The sequence below is a fragment of the Micromonospora eburnea genome (assembly GCF_900090225.1).
Classification (GTDB): domain Bacteria; phylum Actinomycetota; class Actinomycetes; order Mycobacteriales; family Micromonosporaceae; genus Micromonospora; species Micromonospora eburnea.
In genome coordinates, this window is sequence record NZ_FMHY01000002.1 from 1,183,361 (window position 1) to 1,199,080 (window position 15,720).

The following is a 15,720-nucleotide window of genomic DNA, read 5'->3' on the forward strand; positions in this document are numbered from 1 at the left end:
AGGCTGCTCACCATGATCCGTCTCCGGCGTTCCGCCGCCGTCGCCACGCTCACGCTGGCCGCCGTCGCCACGGCCGTGCTCGGCCTGCCCGGCCCGGCCTCGGCGCACGTCACGATCAACCCGAAGGAGGCCAGCCAGGGCGGCTACGGCCGCTTCGCCTTCCGGGTGCCGAACGAGAGCGACACGGCGTCCACGGTCAAGGTCGAGGTGGTGCTGCCGGAGAACGCGCCGGTCGGCTCGGTCTCGACCATGCCGGTGCCGGGGTGGACGGTGCAGGTGGAGAAGCGCAAGGTCGACCCGCCGATCGAGGTGCACGGCAGCCAGCTCACCGAGGCGGTGGCCAAGCTGACCTGGACCGCGCCCGCGAACGCCGGGGTCAAGCCGGGCGAGTTCCAGGAGTTCCCGGTGTCGATGGGGCCGCTGCCGCAGGTCGACCAGATGGTGTTCAAGGTGCTTCAGACGTACTCGGACGGCGACGTGTCCCGGTGGATCGAGGCGCCGACGCCGGGCGGCGAGGAGCCGGAGAACCCGGCCCCGGTGCTCGCCCTGACCGCCGCGTCGGCGTCCGCGGCGCCGGCCGCGAACGCCCCGGCCTCCCCGGTCGCCGAGGCCGGTGGTGACGACGACTCCGACTCCGGCACCGTCCTCGGGGTGGCCGGTCTGGTCGCCGGCCTGGCGGGTCTGATCCTCGGCGGTCTGGCCTTCCTGCGTACCCGTCGGGAGCCCACGCCGAAGCCCTGACCAGCGCCGCTGCCCGCCGGCCCGACGGATCTTCCGGCGGGCCGGCGGGCTTTCTGCGGTCCTTTGGGCGCTTGCCGTGGATATCCGGCGATTGCGTGGTTCACGTCGGTAAGGTCGGCCGGGTAATTGGCTACCGAGGGGGACTACGCGAATGCGGTTCGTGCGCACGATCGCCGGAATGCTGTTGTTGGCGGCGGGGATTCCGGCACTGCTGGTGGGGGCCGTGCTCTGGACCGCCGCCCGGCACGCCGACCCGAACGGCGGCTTCGGCGCCCGCGTCGAGCCGATCCGCAACCCGGGCCAGGCCGTCGTGGTCACCGACGTCGACGACCTGCTCCGTGCGGAGGCGCCGTTCGCCCGCACCGGGCTGGCCCGCCTGCGGCTGGCCGCGCGTACCCCCGACGGCCCGGCCTTCCTCGGCCTGGCCCCGACCGACCAGGTCGACCGCTGGCTCCGGGACGTCCCGCACGCCGCGGTGAGCCGGGTCGTGCTGGCCCGCGGCCCGCTGCCGGTCCGCCTGGAACCGGCCGGCCCGGCCGCCGCCGAGGCCACCGCCGTCGCCCCGCACGACCAGAGGTTCTGGGTACGCGAGGGGACCGGCGCGCTGGAGTGGGCTCCGGCCGAGCTGGCCGACCGGCCGTTGAGCCTGGTGGTGATGCGCCCGGACGGCCGGGCCGACCTGACCCTGGACCTGCGCGCCGAGGTGCGGGCCGGCTGGCTCCCCGGGATGGCGTGGGCGCTGCCCGCCGGCGGGGTGCTGCTGGTGGTCCTCGCCGTGGTGCTGCTGCTGCGTCCGGTCCGCCCGCGCGAGGTGGTCTTCGTGGTCGAACCCGACCAGGTCCCGGTGCTCGCCGGGCGGCTCGGGGTCACCTCGCTCAGCGGCCTGGGCGCCCGCGTGGAGCCGTGCGGCCTGCCCGAGCGGCAATTGGTCTCGGTCGGCGCGGCGTCACCCGCCGAGCGGCCCCGGCCGGCGCTCGGACCGGTGCCGAGCCGGCGTCCGGAGACCCTCGCGGATCTGCCGGCCGGCCGCGACTGGTCCTGGCCGCTCGCCTCGGCTCCCGAGACACCCGGGCCGGTGGAGGGTTCCGTCGACGCCTGACGGTCCCCGGCCCCGGACACGGCGGGTGGCCCTCCGCGCTGCCGACGCGGAGGGCCACCGTCACCGGGGGAATTCGGTGCTACCTGGGAGAAAATTGAGGTAGTTGGGAGCAGATTAGCGCTGAACCGGCATCAGTCGCGAGATCTGTCCATTTGGTGCAACTTTCAGGGCGTGGCGCGGTGCTCCGCCCGCTCCGGTCGGCGGGCCGGCAACGCCACCAGCAACAGCAGGCTGAGCAGCACGTACGCGTTGCGGACGACGAACTCGCCGACGTTGTCGGTACGCGTCGGGGCGGCCCCCCAGTCCAGGAAGGTGACCACCCCGTAGATGCTGACGATGCCGGTGCCGGCCGCCAGGGCGAACAGCCAGCGGCGCTGCCGGGCACCCGTCACCGGGTCCCGCCGCTCGTCGAGCGCGGCGTCGACCAGCACCACCGCCGCCGGGATGAACCAGTACAGGTGGTGGGTCCAGGTGATCGGGCTGACCAGCCCGCCGACCAGGCCGGTCAGGGTGAGCCCGGCGAGCGCGTCGCCGGCCCGGGCGACCCGGGCGGCCCGCCACAGCCCGTACCCGACGACCACCCCGACCAGCAGCAGCCAGGGCAGCTGACTCGGCTTCTCCGGCGCGGTGAACCGGCTGAGCAGGCCGAACAGCGACTGGTTGCCGGTGTAGTCGGTGCGACCCACCCGGTCGGTCGCCCACAGCTCCTGGGTCCAGAACCGCCATGAGTCGCGGGGCGCGAGGGCCGCGGCCAGCAGGGTGGCCAGCGCCGCGGTCGCCGAGGCGACCAGGGCCGCCCGCCAGCGCCGGGTGGCCAGCAGATAGATGATGAAGATGCCGGGAAAGAGCTTGAGCGCCGTCGCCAGCCCCACGCCCACCCCGCCCCAGCCCCGCTCCCCGGGTACGGCGAAGAGCAGGTCGGCCAGGACCAGCACCACCAGCAGCATGTTGATCTGGCCGAAGGTGATCGTCTCGCGGGTGCTCTCCGCGGCGAAGACCAGCAGGACGGCCACCGCGAGGGCGAACAGCCGGGGCAGCTGGTGCCGCCGCGTCATCGGCGTCACCAGCCACCGCGTCGTCACCACCACGCCGACCACGGTCAGCACCGTGAAGATCGTCACCGTGGCGCCGAGCGGCAGCAGGGCGAACGGCCGTAGCAGCAGCGCGGCGAACGGCGGATAGGTGAAGTAGAGGGCCCCCTGCACCCGGTCCGGCTGGACGTAGTCGTAGAGCGGGTTGCCGGCCGCCCACCAGTCCATCGCCCGCATGTAGATCTTCAGGTCGAAGAAGTCGTGGCCCAGGCCCGGCTGGTACAGCACGGGCAGCACCGCCACGAGCGCCACCACCGTGACCAGGCGACGAACCGTACGGCCGCCCGGATCGTCCTCGGTGACGGCGGGTGGCGCGACGGGTTCGGCGGGCACGCAAGAACACTAGCGGTCCACCTCCGTCGGGTGCTCCAGGCGCGGGCGGTTCGGCGACGCGTAGTCTGGTCCGGTGGCTGATCTTCTCGTCTGGATCGACTGTGAGATGACCGGGTTGGACCTCCGCCGGGATGCCCTGATCGAGGTCGCCGCGCTCGTCACCGACCCCGACCTGAACGTGCTCGGGGAGGGCGTGGACGTGGTCATCCACGCCGACGAGGCGGCGCTGGAGGGGATGCCGGAGATCGTCCGCACCATGCACGGCAAGTCCGGCCTCACCGAGGAGGTACGCCGCTCCACGGTCACCCTCGCCGAGGCCGAGGACATGGTGCTCCAATACGTCACCTCGTACGTCAAGGACGCCCGCAGCGCGCCGCTCTGTGGCAACTCGATCGCCACCGACCGGGGCTTCATCGCCCGGGACATGCCGCGCCTCGACGCGCACCTGCACTACCGGATGATCGACGTCTCCTCGATCAAGGAACTCTGCCGGCGCTGGTATCCGCGGGTGTATTTCGGGCAGCCGCAGAAGGGGCTGGCCCACCGGGCCCTTGCCGACATCCGGGAGAGCATCCGCGAGCTGGAGTACTACCGGCGCACCATCTTCGTTCCGCTCCCCGGCCCGGATGTGGAGAGCGCCAAGGCCATCGCGGCCCAGCTCTGAGCCGTCGGCGCGGTCGGCCGGAACCCGCTGGACGGGAGTGGCAGGGGTATGGCTATTATTAGTCCGCACCCCGCCCGGGCCGACCGGCGCGGAGCGCATGGTGGCTGTAGCTCAGTTGGCAGAGCACCGGGTTGTGGTCCCGGTTGTCGTGGGTTCAATTCCCATCAGTCACCCGGCTAGTGGATGTCCTCCACCGCAGGTCAGGCCCCCTCCTCGGAGGGGGCCTGACGCGTATCGGGGGACCGGCAGGGGAGAACGACACACGGGCGATCGCCGCCCAACCGCCCCCGAACAGACGACAGCGCCCGCCCTCCCGAACTGGGAGAGCGGGCGCAGGTCTGCCCACCGGTCAGGCGGTGGGGGTGGGCTCGCCCGTGGTGTCCGGGTCCGTGCTCGGGCTGGGCTCCTCGTCCGGCTGCGCCGGCGGCTCGTACGGCAGGGCGCTGCCCTTGACGTACTCGTCCCAGCTCATGTTCCAGTCGGTCCAACCGTTGCCGTTCTGGAGCTTGCGCTCGGTGCCCTTCACCGTGATCGGGTCGCCCAGCCGGGTGTTGGCGAAGAGCCAGGCGCCGTCCTTCATCGAGACGTTCACGCAGCCGTGCGAGACGTTCTGCCGGCCCTGCACCCCCTCGGACCAGGGGGCCGCGTGGATGAACTCGCCGCCCCAGGTGAGCCGCTGCGCGTAGTCGATCTCGGTGCGGTAGCCGTCCGCCGGGCCCAGTTCCTCGAAGGTGTCGAAGACCGTGTGCCTCTTCTTTTCGATCACCACCATGGTGCCGCTGGACGACGGGGTGCTCTTCTTGCCGAGGCTCACCGGGATCGTCTTGACCACCTTGCCGTTCTTGGTGACCGTCATCCGCTTGGTGCTGTTCTCGACGGTCATGACGAACGACGGGCCGATCTTGATGTCGACGGTCAGGTCGGAGCGGCCGTACCAGCCGTCACCGAGCGGCAGCCCGCCCGCCTGCACCCGGTACGTCACGGTGCTGTTGGCCTGCCAGAACTCCTTCGGCCGGTAGTGCACCTCGGTGGGGCTGATCCAGCGCCAGATGCCCTCCTGGACCGGGCTCGCGGTGACCGTCATCCTGCGCTGCACGTCGTCCCGGTAGTCCTGCGGAATGGCCCGGCTGAACTTGACGATCAGCGGCATGCCCACGCCGACGACCTGGTTGTCGCCGAGGAAGCTGCTGACCCTGATCTGCTTGGCGGGCTTGGCCATGGTGGTGAAGGTGCTGGTCGCCGTCGCCGGCTTCCCGTCGTCGCCGGTCGCGGTCACCGTCGCGGTGTACGTCTGGCCGTACTCCAGGGCGCCGGCCGGCAGCCAGCTCTTCCCGTCGGCCGCGAGCTGGCCCGGCACGGACTTGCCGGCGGCGTCCGTCAGCTCGACCGTGGTCTGCTCCGCCTGTTCGGTGGTGAAGGAGATGGCGGTGGCGGCCGGGACGTCCTTGGCATCGGCCTTGGGCTCGGCGATGGTGGCGCTCGCCTTCGGGGCGCTCTCGCCGCTCTGCCAGCTGGACGGCTTGTCGCCGCCCTTGCTGCCGCTGGTGCAGGCGGAGGTGAGCGCCACGGCGGCGGCGAGCACCGCGGCCACGAACATCCGGCGTCGACCCCTCCGCCGGGCGACGCCGGGCCGGATCAGCTCGTCCTGGCTAGCTCGCATGATTCCCCCCACACAGTTGTGATCCCCGAACCCATCGTCCCCTACAGACGCGCGGATACAGATACCCGTTGCTTGGAGTGAACCGAAACACCCCAATCGCCAGGTAACGATTTCGTGCGCTGCGACGCTCCGTGACCGGGGCCCGCGTCCACCCCGGCCACCGACGTGCGCCGAAACGGCCCGGCCAGGCCGGGGCGGCCCGTCCGGACCACGGTACGCCGGCCTAGAAGGCCGGCTCGGCGCCGCCGTCCGGGACCGGCAGCGCGCTGCCGGCGACGAACTGCGACCAGCTCATGTTCCACGCCGTCCAGCCGTTGCCCGGTGCCAGCTTCCGCTCGGTGCCGCTGACCGTGATCGGGTCGCCGACCAGGGTCTTGCCGAACAGCCACCGCCCGTTCGCCATCGAGACGTTCACGCAGCCGTGCGAGACGTTCTGCCGGCCCTGCACCCCCTCGGACCAGGGCGCGGCGTGGATGTACTCGCCACCCCAGGTGATCCGCTGGGCGAAGTCGATCTTCGTGACGTACCGGTTCCGAGGGTCCGGCTCGTCCCGGGTGTCGAAGACCGTCGACTCCTTCTTCTCCATCACCACCAGCGTGCCGCTGGAGGACGGGGTGCTCTTCTTGCCGAGGCTCACCGGCAGGGTGCGGACCAGCGCGCCGTTCTCGTACACGCTCATCTTCTTGGTCGCGTTGTCGACCTTCATCTCGAACGCGCGGCCGATCTCCGCGGTCGCGCTCCGGTCGACGTTGCCGTATCGGCCGTTGCTCAGCGGAATCCCGGCCAACGCCAGCCGTACGGTGAGCGTGGTGCCCGGCTTCCAGTACTCCGGCGCCCGGTAGTACGCCTGGGTGCCGTTGTCGACCCAGTGCCAGGCGCCCGGCTGCGGCGGGTCGGTCTGCACGAACATCCGCTTCTGCACCGCGGCCCGGTCCTTCTTCGGGATGCCCGGCGAGAACTCGGCCACCACCGGCATCGCCACGCCGTACGTCTTGCCGGTGAACAGGTACAGCCCGGAACCGATCATCGACTTCGGTTTGGCCATCGTGGTGAAGGTGCTGGTGCCCTCATGGGTCTGGCCGTCCGTGCCGGTGCCGCTGACCGTGGCGGTGTAGCGGGTGGCGTACTTCAGCGGGGCGGACGGCACCCAGGACGAGCCGTCGCGACGCATCCGGCCCGGCACCGCCTTGCCGTTCGCGGCGGTGAGAACGACCTTCGACACCGTCCCGCCGCCGGGAATCGTCGCGCTGATCTCGGTGCTGACCGGCCGCCCGGCAGAGCCGTCGGCCGGGCTCACCCGCAGCGGCTGGACGTCCGGCTGCGCCGGCTCGCCCGGGACGGCGGTGGTGGTCTCCGTGGCGGGCGTGCTGGCGGTCGGATCGGCCTGCTGCCCGCCGGCCACGAACGCCGGCTTCTTCTGGTCGTCCCCGCACCCGGTCAGTGCCAGCGACGCCGTGAGGACCAGGACGCCCATCATCGCCCCGGCCCGCGCGAACCTACCCATCCCCACCCCGTTCTCGCATGCTTGGCGCACATCGTGCCGCATTACCGCCATGGCTCCGGGCCCTTCACTCCGTCAGCAGGGAGATTTGGGGGATTTTGCCGGTTAAGCTTGACCGAAGAGGGGAGCCGGGGATCGGATTGGAACCCGGGTCAGGGGCCGTGCTAGTGTTCTCTCCGTTGCCGGTGAGCGCCGCTAGCTCAACTGGCAGAGCAGCGGACTCTTAATCCGCGGGTTCGGGGTTCGAGTCCCTGGCGGCGCACAGGTGAAAAGGCTCTGGTTCGGTCACACCGAACCAGAGCCTTTTTGTATGCCGGATCGGATGCCTGCGCTCGTGGAGCGCCGCGACGATCCGCCTCGCGACGTCACGCTCACGCTCGCGATTGACGAGAGCTCGTACCGCGCGCAGCCATAGCTCACGCGGCCTGGGCGACCCCGAACCCACCGACGGCCGGGCGGGGTGGATCCTGTTCTGATCCGTCGAAGGAGGCCGTCGTGTCCACATCCCAGAGTGTGCTCACCCCGGCCGCGTCGGCCAGTCCAGCCAATCTGCGCCTCCGCGTCTGGCTTGCCCTGGTCGTTCTCGGACTTGTCGGGCAGATGGCCTGGACCGTCGAGAACATCTACCTGAACCTGTTCGTGTACGACACGATCACCGACGATCCGAACGCGATCGCCACGATGGTCGCCGCCAGCGCTGTGACCGCCACGGTCGCCACTCTGCTCCTGGGCGCCCTCTCCGACCGGACCGGCCGGCGCAGGTCGTTCATCGCGGGCGGATACCTGCTGTGGGGCGTCTCCACCGCCGCGTTCGGCTTCCTGACCGTGGGCCTCGTGCGGGACATCGCGCCCGTCGCGAACGTCGTGCTCGTCACGGCGATCGCGGTGATCACACTCGACTGCCTGATGTCCTTCCTCGGCTCCGGGGCCAACGACGCGGCGTTCCAGGCGTGGGTCACCGACGTGACCGAACCGGCCAACCGCGGTCGGGTCGAGTCGGTGCTCGCGATCATGCCGCTGGTCTCGATGCTGGTGATCTTCGGCGGATTCGACGGGCTGGCCCGCACCGGGAACTGGCAGCTGTTCTTCGTGATCATCGGCGCGATCATGGCCGTGGCCGGGGCGCTGGCCTGGTTCCTGGTCGAGGACAGCCCGTCACTCGTCCGGCACGAGGGCGGCTACCTACGTGCGGTCGTCTACGGTCTGCGCCCGGCCGCGATGCGGGCCAACCCGGGGCTCTACCTCGCCTTGGCGGCCTGGTCGATCTGGGGGATCTCCACACAGGTGTTCCTGCCGTACCTGATCATCTACCTGCAGCGGTACCTGAGGATCGAGGGGTACGCCATCGTCCTCGCCATCGTCCTGATCACGGCGTCGGCGATCAGCGTGCTCAGCGGGCGGCTCATCGACCGCGTCGGCAAGGTGCGCTTCCTGCTGCCGGCGGTCGTGGTCTACGGTGCCGGCCTGGCGCTGATGTTCTTCGCCCGCGGCATGGTTCCCGTGATCGCCGCCGGGATCGTGATGATGTCGGGCTTCATGCTCGTCCTCGCCCCGATCGGCGCGATCGTGCGTGACCACTCGCCACCGGACCGGGCCGGCCATGTCCAGGGGCTGCGGATGGTCTTCGCCATCCTCATTCCTATGCTCATCGGCCCCTACCTCGGTGCCGCCGTGATCACCAACGCCGGCGAGGTCTACGAGGACCTCGGTGTGGTCAAGCAGGTCCCGACGCCGGCCGTCTTCCTCATGGCGCTGGCCGTGCTGGTCCTCATCGCGGTGCCGGCCGTGGCGCTGCGGCGGCGGGAGCGGGGGGCCCAGGCGTGACGCTGCTGACCCCGTGGGGTGCCACGCTCGACACGGAGCGTGTCCTGCCCGAGTACCCGCGCCCGCAGTTCGCCCGGGACAGCTATCTCAACCTCAACGGCCGGTGGGAGTACGCGATCACCGGTTCCGCCGCGGAGCCTGAGCGCTACGACGGTGAGATCCTCGTGCCGTTCTCACCGGAGTCCACGCTCTCCGGCGTCGGGCGCCAGCTGCGGCCCGGCGAGACGCTGTGGTACCGCCGCCCGCTGGCGCTGCCGGCGGGCTTCCACGCGGCCGGCTCGCGGCTGTTGCTGCACTTCGGCGCGGTCGACCAGACCTGCCAGGTGTACCTGAACGGAGTCCGGGTCGGCGGCCACACCGGTGGGTATCTGCCGTTCACCTGCGACGTCACCGACGCGCTCCGTGAGGATGCCAACGTCCTGGTCGTGTCGGTCCAGGACGACAGCGACACCGGCCACCACTCCCGGGGCAAGCAGCGGCTGCGCCGCGGCGGCATCTGGTACACCGCCCAATCCGGGATCTGGCAGACGGTGTGGGCCGAGAGCGTGCCCGCCGTCCACATGCAGCACCTCACCCTGACTCCGCTCCTCGACGAGGGCTGCGTCGAGGTGACCGTGCACGCGACGGCGACCTCCGGCGACGCCGGCATCCGGATCCTGGCCGACGGGGTCTCGGTGGCCGAGGCCGCCGCGCCCGTCGGCGTAGCCGTGCGTATCCCGATCCCGGGGGTACGGGTATGGAGCCCCGAGGATCCGTTCCTGTACGACGTGACCGCCGAGCTGGGCGCGGACCGGGTCCGCAGCTACTTCGGCATGCGCTCGTTCGGGGTCGGACCGGACGGGGACGGCGTGCCCCGGCTGCTGCTCAACGGCCAGCCGTACTTCCACGCCGGGATTCTCGACCAGGGCTACTGGTCGGACGGCATGTACACCGCGCCCTCCGACGAGGCGATGGTCGCCGACATCGCGACCATGAAACGACTCGGGTTCACCATGCTGCGCAAGCACATCAAGGTCGAGCCGCTGCGCTGGTACTACCACTGCGACCGGCTGGGAATGCTGGTCTGGCAGGACATGGTCAACGGCGGCGGCAGCTACCACCCGCTGGTCGTCACCGCGCCGGCGGTGACGCCGCTACGGCTGCCCGATCGGGGCCGGTGGCGGCGCTGGTTCAGCCGCGCCAACGCGGGCGGGCGGGCCCAGTTCCGGGCGGAGCTGCGCGACACCGTCGAGCACCTGCGCAACGTGGTGAGTCTCGCCGTATGGGTGCCCTTCAACGAGGGCTGGGGGCAGTTCGACGCGGCCCGGATCGCCCGCGAGGTCGCCGAGCTCGACCCCACCCGTACGGTCGACCACGCCAGCGGGTGGCACGACCAGCGCGGCGGCGACCTCAGGAGCCTGCACGTCTACTTCCGCCGGTTCCGGGTGCCGCGGCGACGCGGCGACCGGCGGGTGCTGGTGCTGTCGGAGTACGGCGGCTACAACCTGCGCGTCGACGGGCATGCCTTCAGCCGCAAGGATTTCGGCTACCGGCGGTGCCGGACCGCCGAGGAGCTGGGCGAGGCCTTCGTACGGCTGCACACCGAGCAGATCGAACCCGCGATCCCGGCTGGTCTGAGCGCGACCGTCTACACGCAGCTATCCGATGTGGAGGACGAGCTGAACGGTCTGCTCACCTACGACCGCCGCGTGGTCAAACTCCCCGAGGAGGCCGTCCGGCAGGTCAACGCCCGGCTGCGCTACCAGCGGTTGTGAGCCTCCTCCGCCCATCCGACCAGGCCGTCCACGGTCACCCGTTCGCCATCGTCCGCCTGGACCCAGCCGGAGAAGTGCCCGAAGCACTGGTGGGTCTCGTTGGCCACGATGCCGAGGTTGGTGCGCGCGATCTTCTCGTGGAACGGGTGGAACTCCACCTCCACCCGGTCACCGCTGATCCGCCACGGCCGCAGCCAGTCGCGGCGGTCGTAGCTCCAGCGCAGTTCGGCGCCGAGCTTGTGCAGCCGCCCGTCGACGAAAAGGGCGTTCTCGGTCGAGCCGGTGCCGTCGGTCCATTTGCCACCGAGCTGGATCGACACGCCCGGCCCGCTGCCGGCCGCCCAGTTCCACCGGATCGCGTATGGCCACTTGCCCCGGCCGTGGTCGAGTACGGCGAACGAGTCCTCCTCGGCCACGGCGTGCGCCGCGCCGTTCACCCGGAGCGAGCCGCGCACCGGGCGTCCGACGTCCTTGACCGTGTACTGGAACCGGCGCGCGCTCCACGGGACCACGACGCCGAGCGACTCGTGGCCGGGCGGCAGCGGCACGACGAGGTCGATCTCGACGCCCGGTGCGGTGGCGCGGATCGTGCTCCCCTCGGAGTTCTGGTCGATGTCGATCGACAGGCCGGCGCCGCGCACGCTCGCGGTGCCCGCGCCGCTGACGGGCGGCAGTACGGCGCCACGGGCGAAGGGGACCACCACGTCCTTGCTGACCTCGACCTTCGTGGCGCGGTCGAGCACGTAGACGCCGTGCACGCCGGCGTAGTCCAGCGACGACGCGACGAGGCCGACGATGTGGGTGGGCGTGACGATCCCCCAATACTCCCAGCGCTTGGCCCTACCCCAGCCGCGCAGGTTCGCCCGGTGCAGCGGTCGGCGGGTCCAGCCGACCGCCGCGGGGTTGAGCCGCCCGTTCGGCAGGCACAGGTCGACCGGCTCGACGATCTCCTTCTCGTGCGTCACGGGGGAAGCGTAACGACGCCTGGTGACGGCGGTTCCGATCCCCGTCGGGTACGGCGGCCGGCAGGGCAGCGCCGCCGGGCGGGCCGTGGTGTCGGTGGACGGGCTCTCCCGGCTGCGCCAGGCCACGTGATCTCTCATGCCACCGCCGGGCCGAGCTGGCCGAGGCGCATCGGATGATCGAGCAGGGGAGCTGTGCGGGCTCCAAATGGTGATCATCCCGTAGCGGGCGGCCGCCCGTTGAGCCCCGTCGGGCCCGTGTTAATGTCTCTCCCCGTTGCCAGCGAGCGCCGCTAGCTCAACTGGCAGAGCAGCGGACTCTTAATCCGCGGGTTCGGGGTTCGAGTCCCTGGCGGCGCACCAGCAATCAAGGCCCTGACCTGGCGTTTCGCGCCGGGTCAGGGCCTCTTTCGTGTCCCTGCCGATGGTCGGCTGCTCGCCGTGTGCTCGGCAGCGGTTGGACGTGTGGCGGGTGCCTGGCGAGGATGGCTCCCGCCGACTAATCGGCCTTGCACCCGAGTCGAATGCCCATCTTGGCGTCGATCCGGTTTAAGCATTCGTCAGGCCCCCGACTGCCTTTTGAGCGGCCCGCGGGAAGTCTTCATGCGAAGCCTCACCGGTTGGCGGGGAGCTACCTGGCCGTGTCGGCGCAGGCGCCCGAGGCGGTGACGGTCGCTGGTTAACCTCGTCGGCGTGAGTTTCAGCGCCTACGCCCGCCAGGTACGCGATCCGGCTTTGCCGTACCAGCGCCGGGTGTCGGCGCTGCGCTCCTGCGTACAGCTGTACCGGCCGATCGGCTTTCACGCCACACTGAGTTTCCTCGAAGAACTGGCCGGGCCGTTCCAGCGTGAAGAGGAGGCACTCCTCCGCGCGCTCGACGCCCTCTCGGCGAGCAGGGCAGCCCGTCGCGTCGAAGTTCGCCGTTATGCCGAGGCCCGGGTCGCAGCCAAGCGGCGTGGCCAGCGACAGCCGCGTCCCGACGACCCTAATCCACACCAATTACGCGGCTACTGGTACGGCGCTCCTAAGCGGGCCGCGCTCCGCGCACTGACGTTTTGGCAGCGCGATCGCCTCGCCGCGTTGCTGGCATCAGACGATCCGATCGCGGCGCAGCTCGGCTGCTGCATGAGGGCATGCGTGGCGGCTGCGGGAGCACTGACGCCGCAGCACCGGCAACTCCTGACCGCCGCCATCGAAACGCTCCGCGAGCGCGTTCAGCCCAACCTTTGGCGAGACGACCAGGCAGCCTACTTCCGAGCGTGGGACCTGCTGCAGATCGCCCGGTACATCGAAGTCGCAGCCGATCCTGAGGATCACGCTGGGTGACTTGCGGGCTGGTGCCACCTGATAGGCGCAGCGCAGTGCGCTCAGGCCATGCTCGTAGCGGCCCCACTGCCGGACTCCTACCGAGTCGCCACCGCCGAGGCCATTTGGAGCGAAGGGACCTCGACGTGAGCGGCATCGGCGTCATCAGGACGGCTGCTATTCGCGCTCCGGGCTTGGTTGGGCGGTGCCGGTCGAGGTGGTTTCGGGTTTGGTGTGGAGGACTTCGCGGGCCTGATCGGCGGCACGGGTGATGCTTTCGCTGACGAAGTCGAGGAAGCGGGCGATGTTCTCCAGGCGGGCGGCGGCGGGGGTGTGGGGGCCGAGGACGGCGACGCCCTGGCGGGCGGTCTCGACGAGTTGGTCGTTGGATCGCGCGCTGGCGATTGTCGCCTGGTAGAAGAGTTCGTCGTCGACGACGTAGCGGTCGCGGCGGCGTTCGTCGCGTTCTCGGCGGACCAGGCTCTGGCTCTCCAGGTAGGAGATGGCCTTGGAGATGGACGCCGGGCTGACCTGGAGGTGCTGGGCGAGTTGGGACGCGGTGAGGCTGCCCGCGTCGGTGGTGAACAGGCAGGTCAGCACCCGGGCCATCATTTTGGGCAGGCCGGAGGCCATGAGGACGGTGGTGAGCGTCTCCTCGTACTCGGCCACGGCCTCGGCGTCGCGTCCGTGTGGCTGGGGGACTGACTCCGGCCCTCGGGAGGAGACGGGTCTGCGCCGCTGGGCGCGGCGCTCGGTAGCGCGATGGGCCAGGTCGGCGCGGTAGGCGGTGGGGCCGCCGTTGCGCATCACCTCACGCGTGACCGTCGAGGTCGGACGGTCGAGGCGTCGGGCGATCTCGGCGTAGGGAAGGCTGTCGGCCAGCCCCAGCGCGATCTGCTGGCGTTCCTGCTGGGTGAGCCTGCCTCCTGGCATCGCGATCTCCCTGGTGGTTCTCCGTGGGCGGTCCCTGATGCCCCACTGTAGCGTTCACCGTTCGTCCATTGCAATGCGCGGGTTGGCTTCCGTTGCGTTAAAGGCAAGGCGGTTGCAACGATTTCAGGCATGTGGCCTGCGGAAATGCATGTTCCGTGCAACAAGCTCGTTGCCTTTATTTGGAAAGCAACGTAGCGTTTCCAACGTTGGAAACAGTGAATGAGTACGGAGAGCATGATGCAGAAGTTCGACACCCCCACCCCGATCTCCGCCGTCCTGGACATCCCCGCCGGACGCATCCAGTTCATCGCCGCCGACCGCGTCGACACCACCGTCGAGGTCCTGCCCGCCAACCCCGGCAAGAGCCGCGACCTCCAGGCCGCCGAGCAGACCACCGTCGCCTACGTCGACGGCGTTCTGCGAATCCATGCCCCCGAGCCCCGGAACCAGCTCTTCGGTTCCTCCGGATCCCTGGAGGTCACCGTTCAGCTGCCCGCCGGCTCGCGGATCGAGGCCAGGGCCGCAAGCACCGAGCTCCGCGGTGTCGGCCGCCTTGGCGACGTCGCCTTCGAGGGCGCGTACCGCCAGATCAAGATCGACGAGGCGGCGAGCGTCCGGCTCACCGCGACCGACGGTGACGTCGAGGTTGGTCGGCTCAACGGCCCTGCGGAGATCAGCACCGCACGGGGCGACATCCGGATCGCCGAGGCCGTGCGCGGCACGGTCGTGCTTCGCACCCAGTCCGGCGACATCTCGGTCGTCGCCGCCGCCGGCGTCTCGGCCGCCCTGGACGCCGACACCGGCTACGGCCGCATCAGCAACGCCCTCAAGAACGATGGCACCGCCGAACTCGACATCCGCGCCACCACCGCCCACGGCGACATCACCGCCCGCAGCCTCTGACGAGACGGAACCGGACGGTCCGGCCGTGCCCACCGCGACCGAGATCCTGTCGGTCGTCGCCGACCGCACGGCCGGCCGTCTGCCGCGAGCCACCCGCCATCCACGTAACGCGACCAGGGGGAACCCCATGACGAAGAACAGCAGCAATTCGAAGTGGACCGGCATGGTGCCGATTGACGATACGGCTCTGGCGGTCACCGACACCGGCGGTCCCGGTATCCCCGTGGTCTACCTCAACGGCCAGTTTGCCACTCAGGGGTACTGGCGTCGGGTCATCGCGGAACTCGGCCCCGACTATCGGCACCTCACCTACGACGAGCGGGCTCGCGGCAGATCGAAGCGTTCAGCGGACTATTCCTTCGAGGTCGCCGTCCGGGATGTGGATGCCGTTCTCGCGGCCAGGGGGGTGGACCGGGCGCTGCTGGTGGGCTGGTCCTACGGGGCGGTCGTCGGAGCGCACTGGGTCGGCCGGAATCCGGACCGTGCCCTGGGCGCGGTCCTGGTTGACGGCGCTTTCCCGCACGACTGGCTCGACGAGGCCATGGAGCAGCGGATCCGGAAGCTGTTCCGGCGGATGGGCTGGTTCCTGCCGCTGCTGCGCCTGACGGGCCTGGCCCCGCGGATGACCGCCGAGCAGCAGGCCGACAGCAACATCGAGCTGGGCAGGCTCTCCCGCGAGCGCGAGCTGGGCCCGGTGCTGGACGGCATCACCGTCCCGACGCGGTACGTGGTCGCTTCGGGGACGTCCTTCGGAAGCCGCGGTGATGAGCAGGAACGGATACGCGCCAGCCTCGACGCGGTGACCGCCCGCAACCCGAACATCAAGGTGAGCGCGAAGGTCGCGAGCAACCACGGCGCCCTCCTGCGCAAGGACTTCCGTGCCATCGCCGAGGCCGTACGCGAGGTCGCCGCCCTCGGCCACGGGATGCGCTGAAGACGCGACCAGCGTC

13 protein-coding genes and 3 tRNA genes are annotated in these 15,720 nt (G+C 70.5%); 11 read left to right on the forward strand and 5 right to left on the reverse strand.

Translation table 11 applies throughout. The features are described from left to right. Nucleotides 1–12 precede the first annotated feature (12 nt). Complete coding sequence (locus GA0070604_RS05730) at nt 13–741, forward strand: YcnI family copper-binding membrane protein (RefSeq protein WP_091115292.1); 729 nt, start codon at nt 13–15, stop codon at nt 739–741. A 151-nt stretch (nt 742–892) separates the two neighbouring features. Then, nucleotides 893–1,840, forward strand: a complete 948-nt coding sequence (locus GA0070604_RS34230) for a hypothetical protein (RefSeq protein WP_377592623.1) — start codon at nt 893–895, stop codon at nt 1,838–1,840. A gap of 164 nt (nt 1,841–2,004) precedes the next feature. On the opposite strand, the gene GA0070604_RS05740 is transcribed toward GA0070604_RS34230, so the two are convergent. After that, nucleotides 2,005–3,264, reverse strand: coding sequence for a glycosyltransferase 87 family protein (locus tag GA0070604_RS05740; protein WP_091115294.1), 1,260 nt, complete (start codon nt 3,262–3,264; stop codon nt 2,005–2,007). Between the two features lie 73 nt (nt 3,265–3,337). On the opposite strand from GA0070604_RS05740, the gene orn reads away from it, so the two are divergent. Continuing rightward, nucleotides 3,338–3,928: an oligoribonuclease gene (gene orn / locus GA0070604_RS05745; protein WP_091115298.1), complete on the forward strand. Its 591-nt coding sequence runs from the start codon at nt 3,338–3,340 to the stop codon at nt 3,926–3,928. A gap of 100 nt (nt 3,929–4,028) precedes the next feature. Further along, nucleotides 4,029–4,101: transfer RNA gene (locus GA0070604_RS05750), tRNA-His, on the forward strand. 176 nt (nt 4,102–4,277) lie between these two features. Here the strand turns inward: GA0070604_RS05750 and GA0070604_RS05755 are convergent. Beyond that, on the reverse strand, nt 4,278–5,588 hold the full coding sequence (locus GA0070604_RS05755) for a L,D-transpeptidase (RefSeq protein ID WP_091115301.1): 1,311 nt from the start codon (nt 5,586–5,588) through the stop codon (nt 4,278–4,280). 223 nt (nt 5,589–5,811) lie between these two features. Then, complete coding sequence (locus GA0070604_RS05760; RefSeq protein WP_091115305.1) at nt 5,812–7,092, reverse strand: L,D-transpeptidase; 1,281 nt, start codon at nt 7,090–7,092, stop codon at nt 5,812–5,814. Nucleotides 7,093–7,278: 186 nt separating this feature from the next. Between GA0070604_RS05760 and GA0070604_RS05765 the strand changes: the two genes are divergently transcribed. The 3 genes from GA0070604_RS05765 to GA0070604_RS05775 all read left to right on the forward strand — a co-directional run bounded on the left by GA0070604_RS05765 (nt 7,279) and on the right by GA0070604_RS05775 (nt 10,667). Continuing rightward, a tRNA-Lys gene (locus GA0070604_RS05765) sits at nt 7,279–7,351 on the forward strand. Nucleotides 7,352–7,584: 233 nt separating this feature from the next. Then, nucleotides 7,585–8,913, forward strand: coding sequence for an MFS transporter (locus tag GA0070604_RS05770; protein ID WP_091115308.1), 1,329 nt, complete (start codon nt 7,585–7,587; stop codon nt 8,911–8,913). Continuing rightward, a complete protein-coding gene (locus tag GA0070604_RS05775) occupies nt 8,910–10,667 on the forward strand; it encodes a glycoside hydrolase family 2 protein (protein WP_091115313.1) in 1,758 nt (585 codons plus the stop codon). The genes GA0070604_RS05770 and GA0070604_RS05775 overlap by 4 nt, the downstream gene beginning before the upstream one ends. Here the strand turns inward: GA0070604_RS05775 and GA0070604_RS05780 are convergent. Next, nucleotides 10,652–11,632 (reverse strand): DUF2804 domain-containing protein, encoded by a 981-nt coding sequence (locus GA0070604_RS05780; protein ID WP_091115316.1) that lies wholly within the window; start codon nt 11,630–11,632, stop codon nt 10,652–10,654. The genes GA0070604_RS05775 and GA0070604_RS05780 overlap by 16 nt on opposite strands. 284 nt (nt 11,633–11,916) lie before the next feature. On the opposite strand from GA0070604_RS05780, the gene GA0070604_RS05785 reads away from it, so the two are divergent. Then, nucleotides 11,917–11,992: transfer RNA gene (locus tag GA0070604_RS05785), tRNA-Lys, on the forward strand. A 330-nt stretch (nt 11,993–12,322) separates the two neighbouring features. Then, the gene (locus tag GA0070604_RS05790; protein WP_091115318.1) at nt 12,323–12,955 is read left to right on the forward strand and encodes a hypothetical protein; all 633 of its coding nucleotides are present in this window, start codon (nt 12,323–12,325) and stop codon (nt 12,953–12,955) included. 156 nt (nt 12,956–13,111) lie between these two features. Here the strand turns inward: GA0070604_RS05790 and GA0070604_RS05795 are convergent, their stop codons facing one another. Beyond that, complete coding sequence (locus GA0070604_RS05795) at nt 13,112–13,867, reverse strand: MarR family transcriptional regulator (protein WP_091115324.1); 756 nt, start codon at nt 13,865–13,867, stop codon at nt 13,112–13,114. Nucleotides 13,868–14,104: 237 nt separating this feature from the next. On the opposite strand from GA0070604_RS05795, the gene GA0070604_RS05800 reads away from it, so the two are divergent. Continuing rightward, complete coding sequence (locus tag GA0070604_RS05800; protein WP_091126925.1) at nt 14,105–14,770, forward strand: DUF4097 family beta strand repeat-containing protein; 666 nt, start codon at nt 14,105–14,107, stop codon at nt 14,768–14,770. 127 nt (nt 14,771–14,897) lie between these two features. Beyond that, the gene (locus GA0070604_RS05805; RefSeq protein ID WP_091126926.1) at nt 14,898–15,704 is read left to right on the forward strand and encodes an alpha/beta fold hydrolase; all 807 of its coding nucleotides are present in this window, start codon (nt 14,898–14,900) and stop codon (nt 15,702–15,704) included. Nucleotides 15,705–15,720 lie beyond the last annotated feature (16 nt).

Coding starts and splice junctions, on each gene's coding strand:
- GA0070604_RS05730 (WP_091115292.1), top strand. CDS start 13: ATGATCCGTCTCCGGCGTTCCGCCGCCGTCGCCACGCTCACGCTGGCC.
- GA0070604_RS34230 (WP_377592623.1), top strand. CDS start 893: ATGCGGTTCGTGCGCACGATCGCCGGAATGCTGTTGTTGGCGGCGGGG.
- GA0070604_RS05755 (WP_091115301.1), bottom strand. CDS start 5,588: ATGCGAGCTAGCCAGGACGAGCTGATCCGGCCCGGCGTCGCCCGGCGG.
- GA0070604_RS05760 (WP_091115305.1), bottom strand. CDS start 7,092: ATGGGTAGGTTCGCGCGGGCCGGGGCGATGATGGGCGTCCTGGTCCTC.
- GA0070604_RS05795 (WP_091115324.1), bottom strand. CDS start 13,867: ATGCCAGGAGGCAGGCTCACCCAGCAGGAACGCCAGCAGATCGCGCTG.
- GA0070604_RS05800 (WP_091126925.1), top strand. CDS start 14,105: ATGCAGAAGTTCGACACCCCCACCCCGATCTCCGCCGTCCTGGACATC.
- GA0070604_RS05805 (WP_091126926.1), top strand. CDS start 14,898: ATGACGAAGAACAGCAGCAATTCGAAGTGGACCGGCATGGTGCCGATT.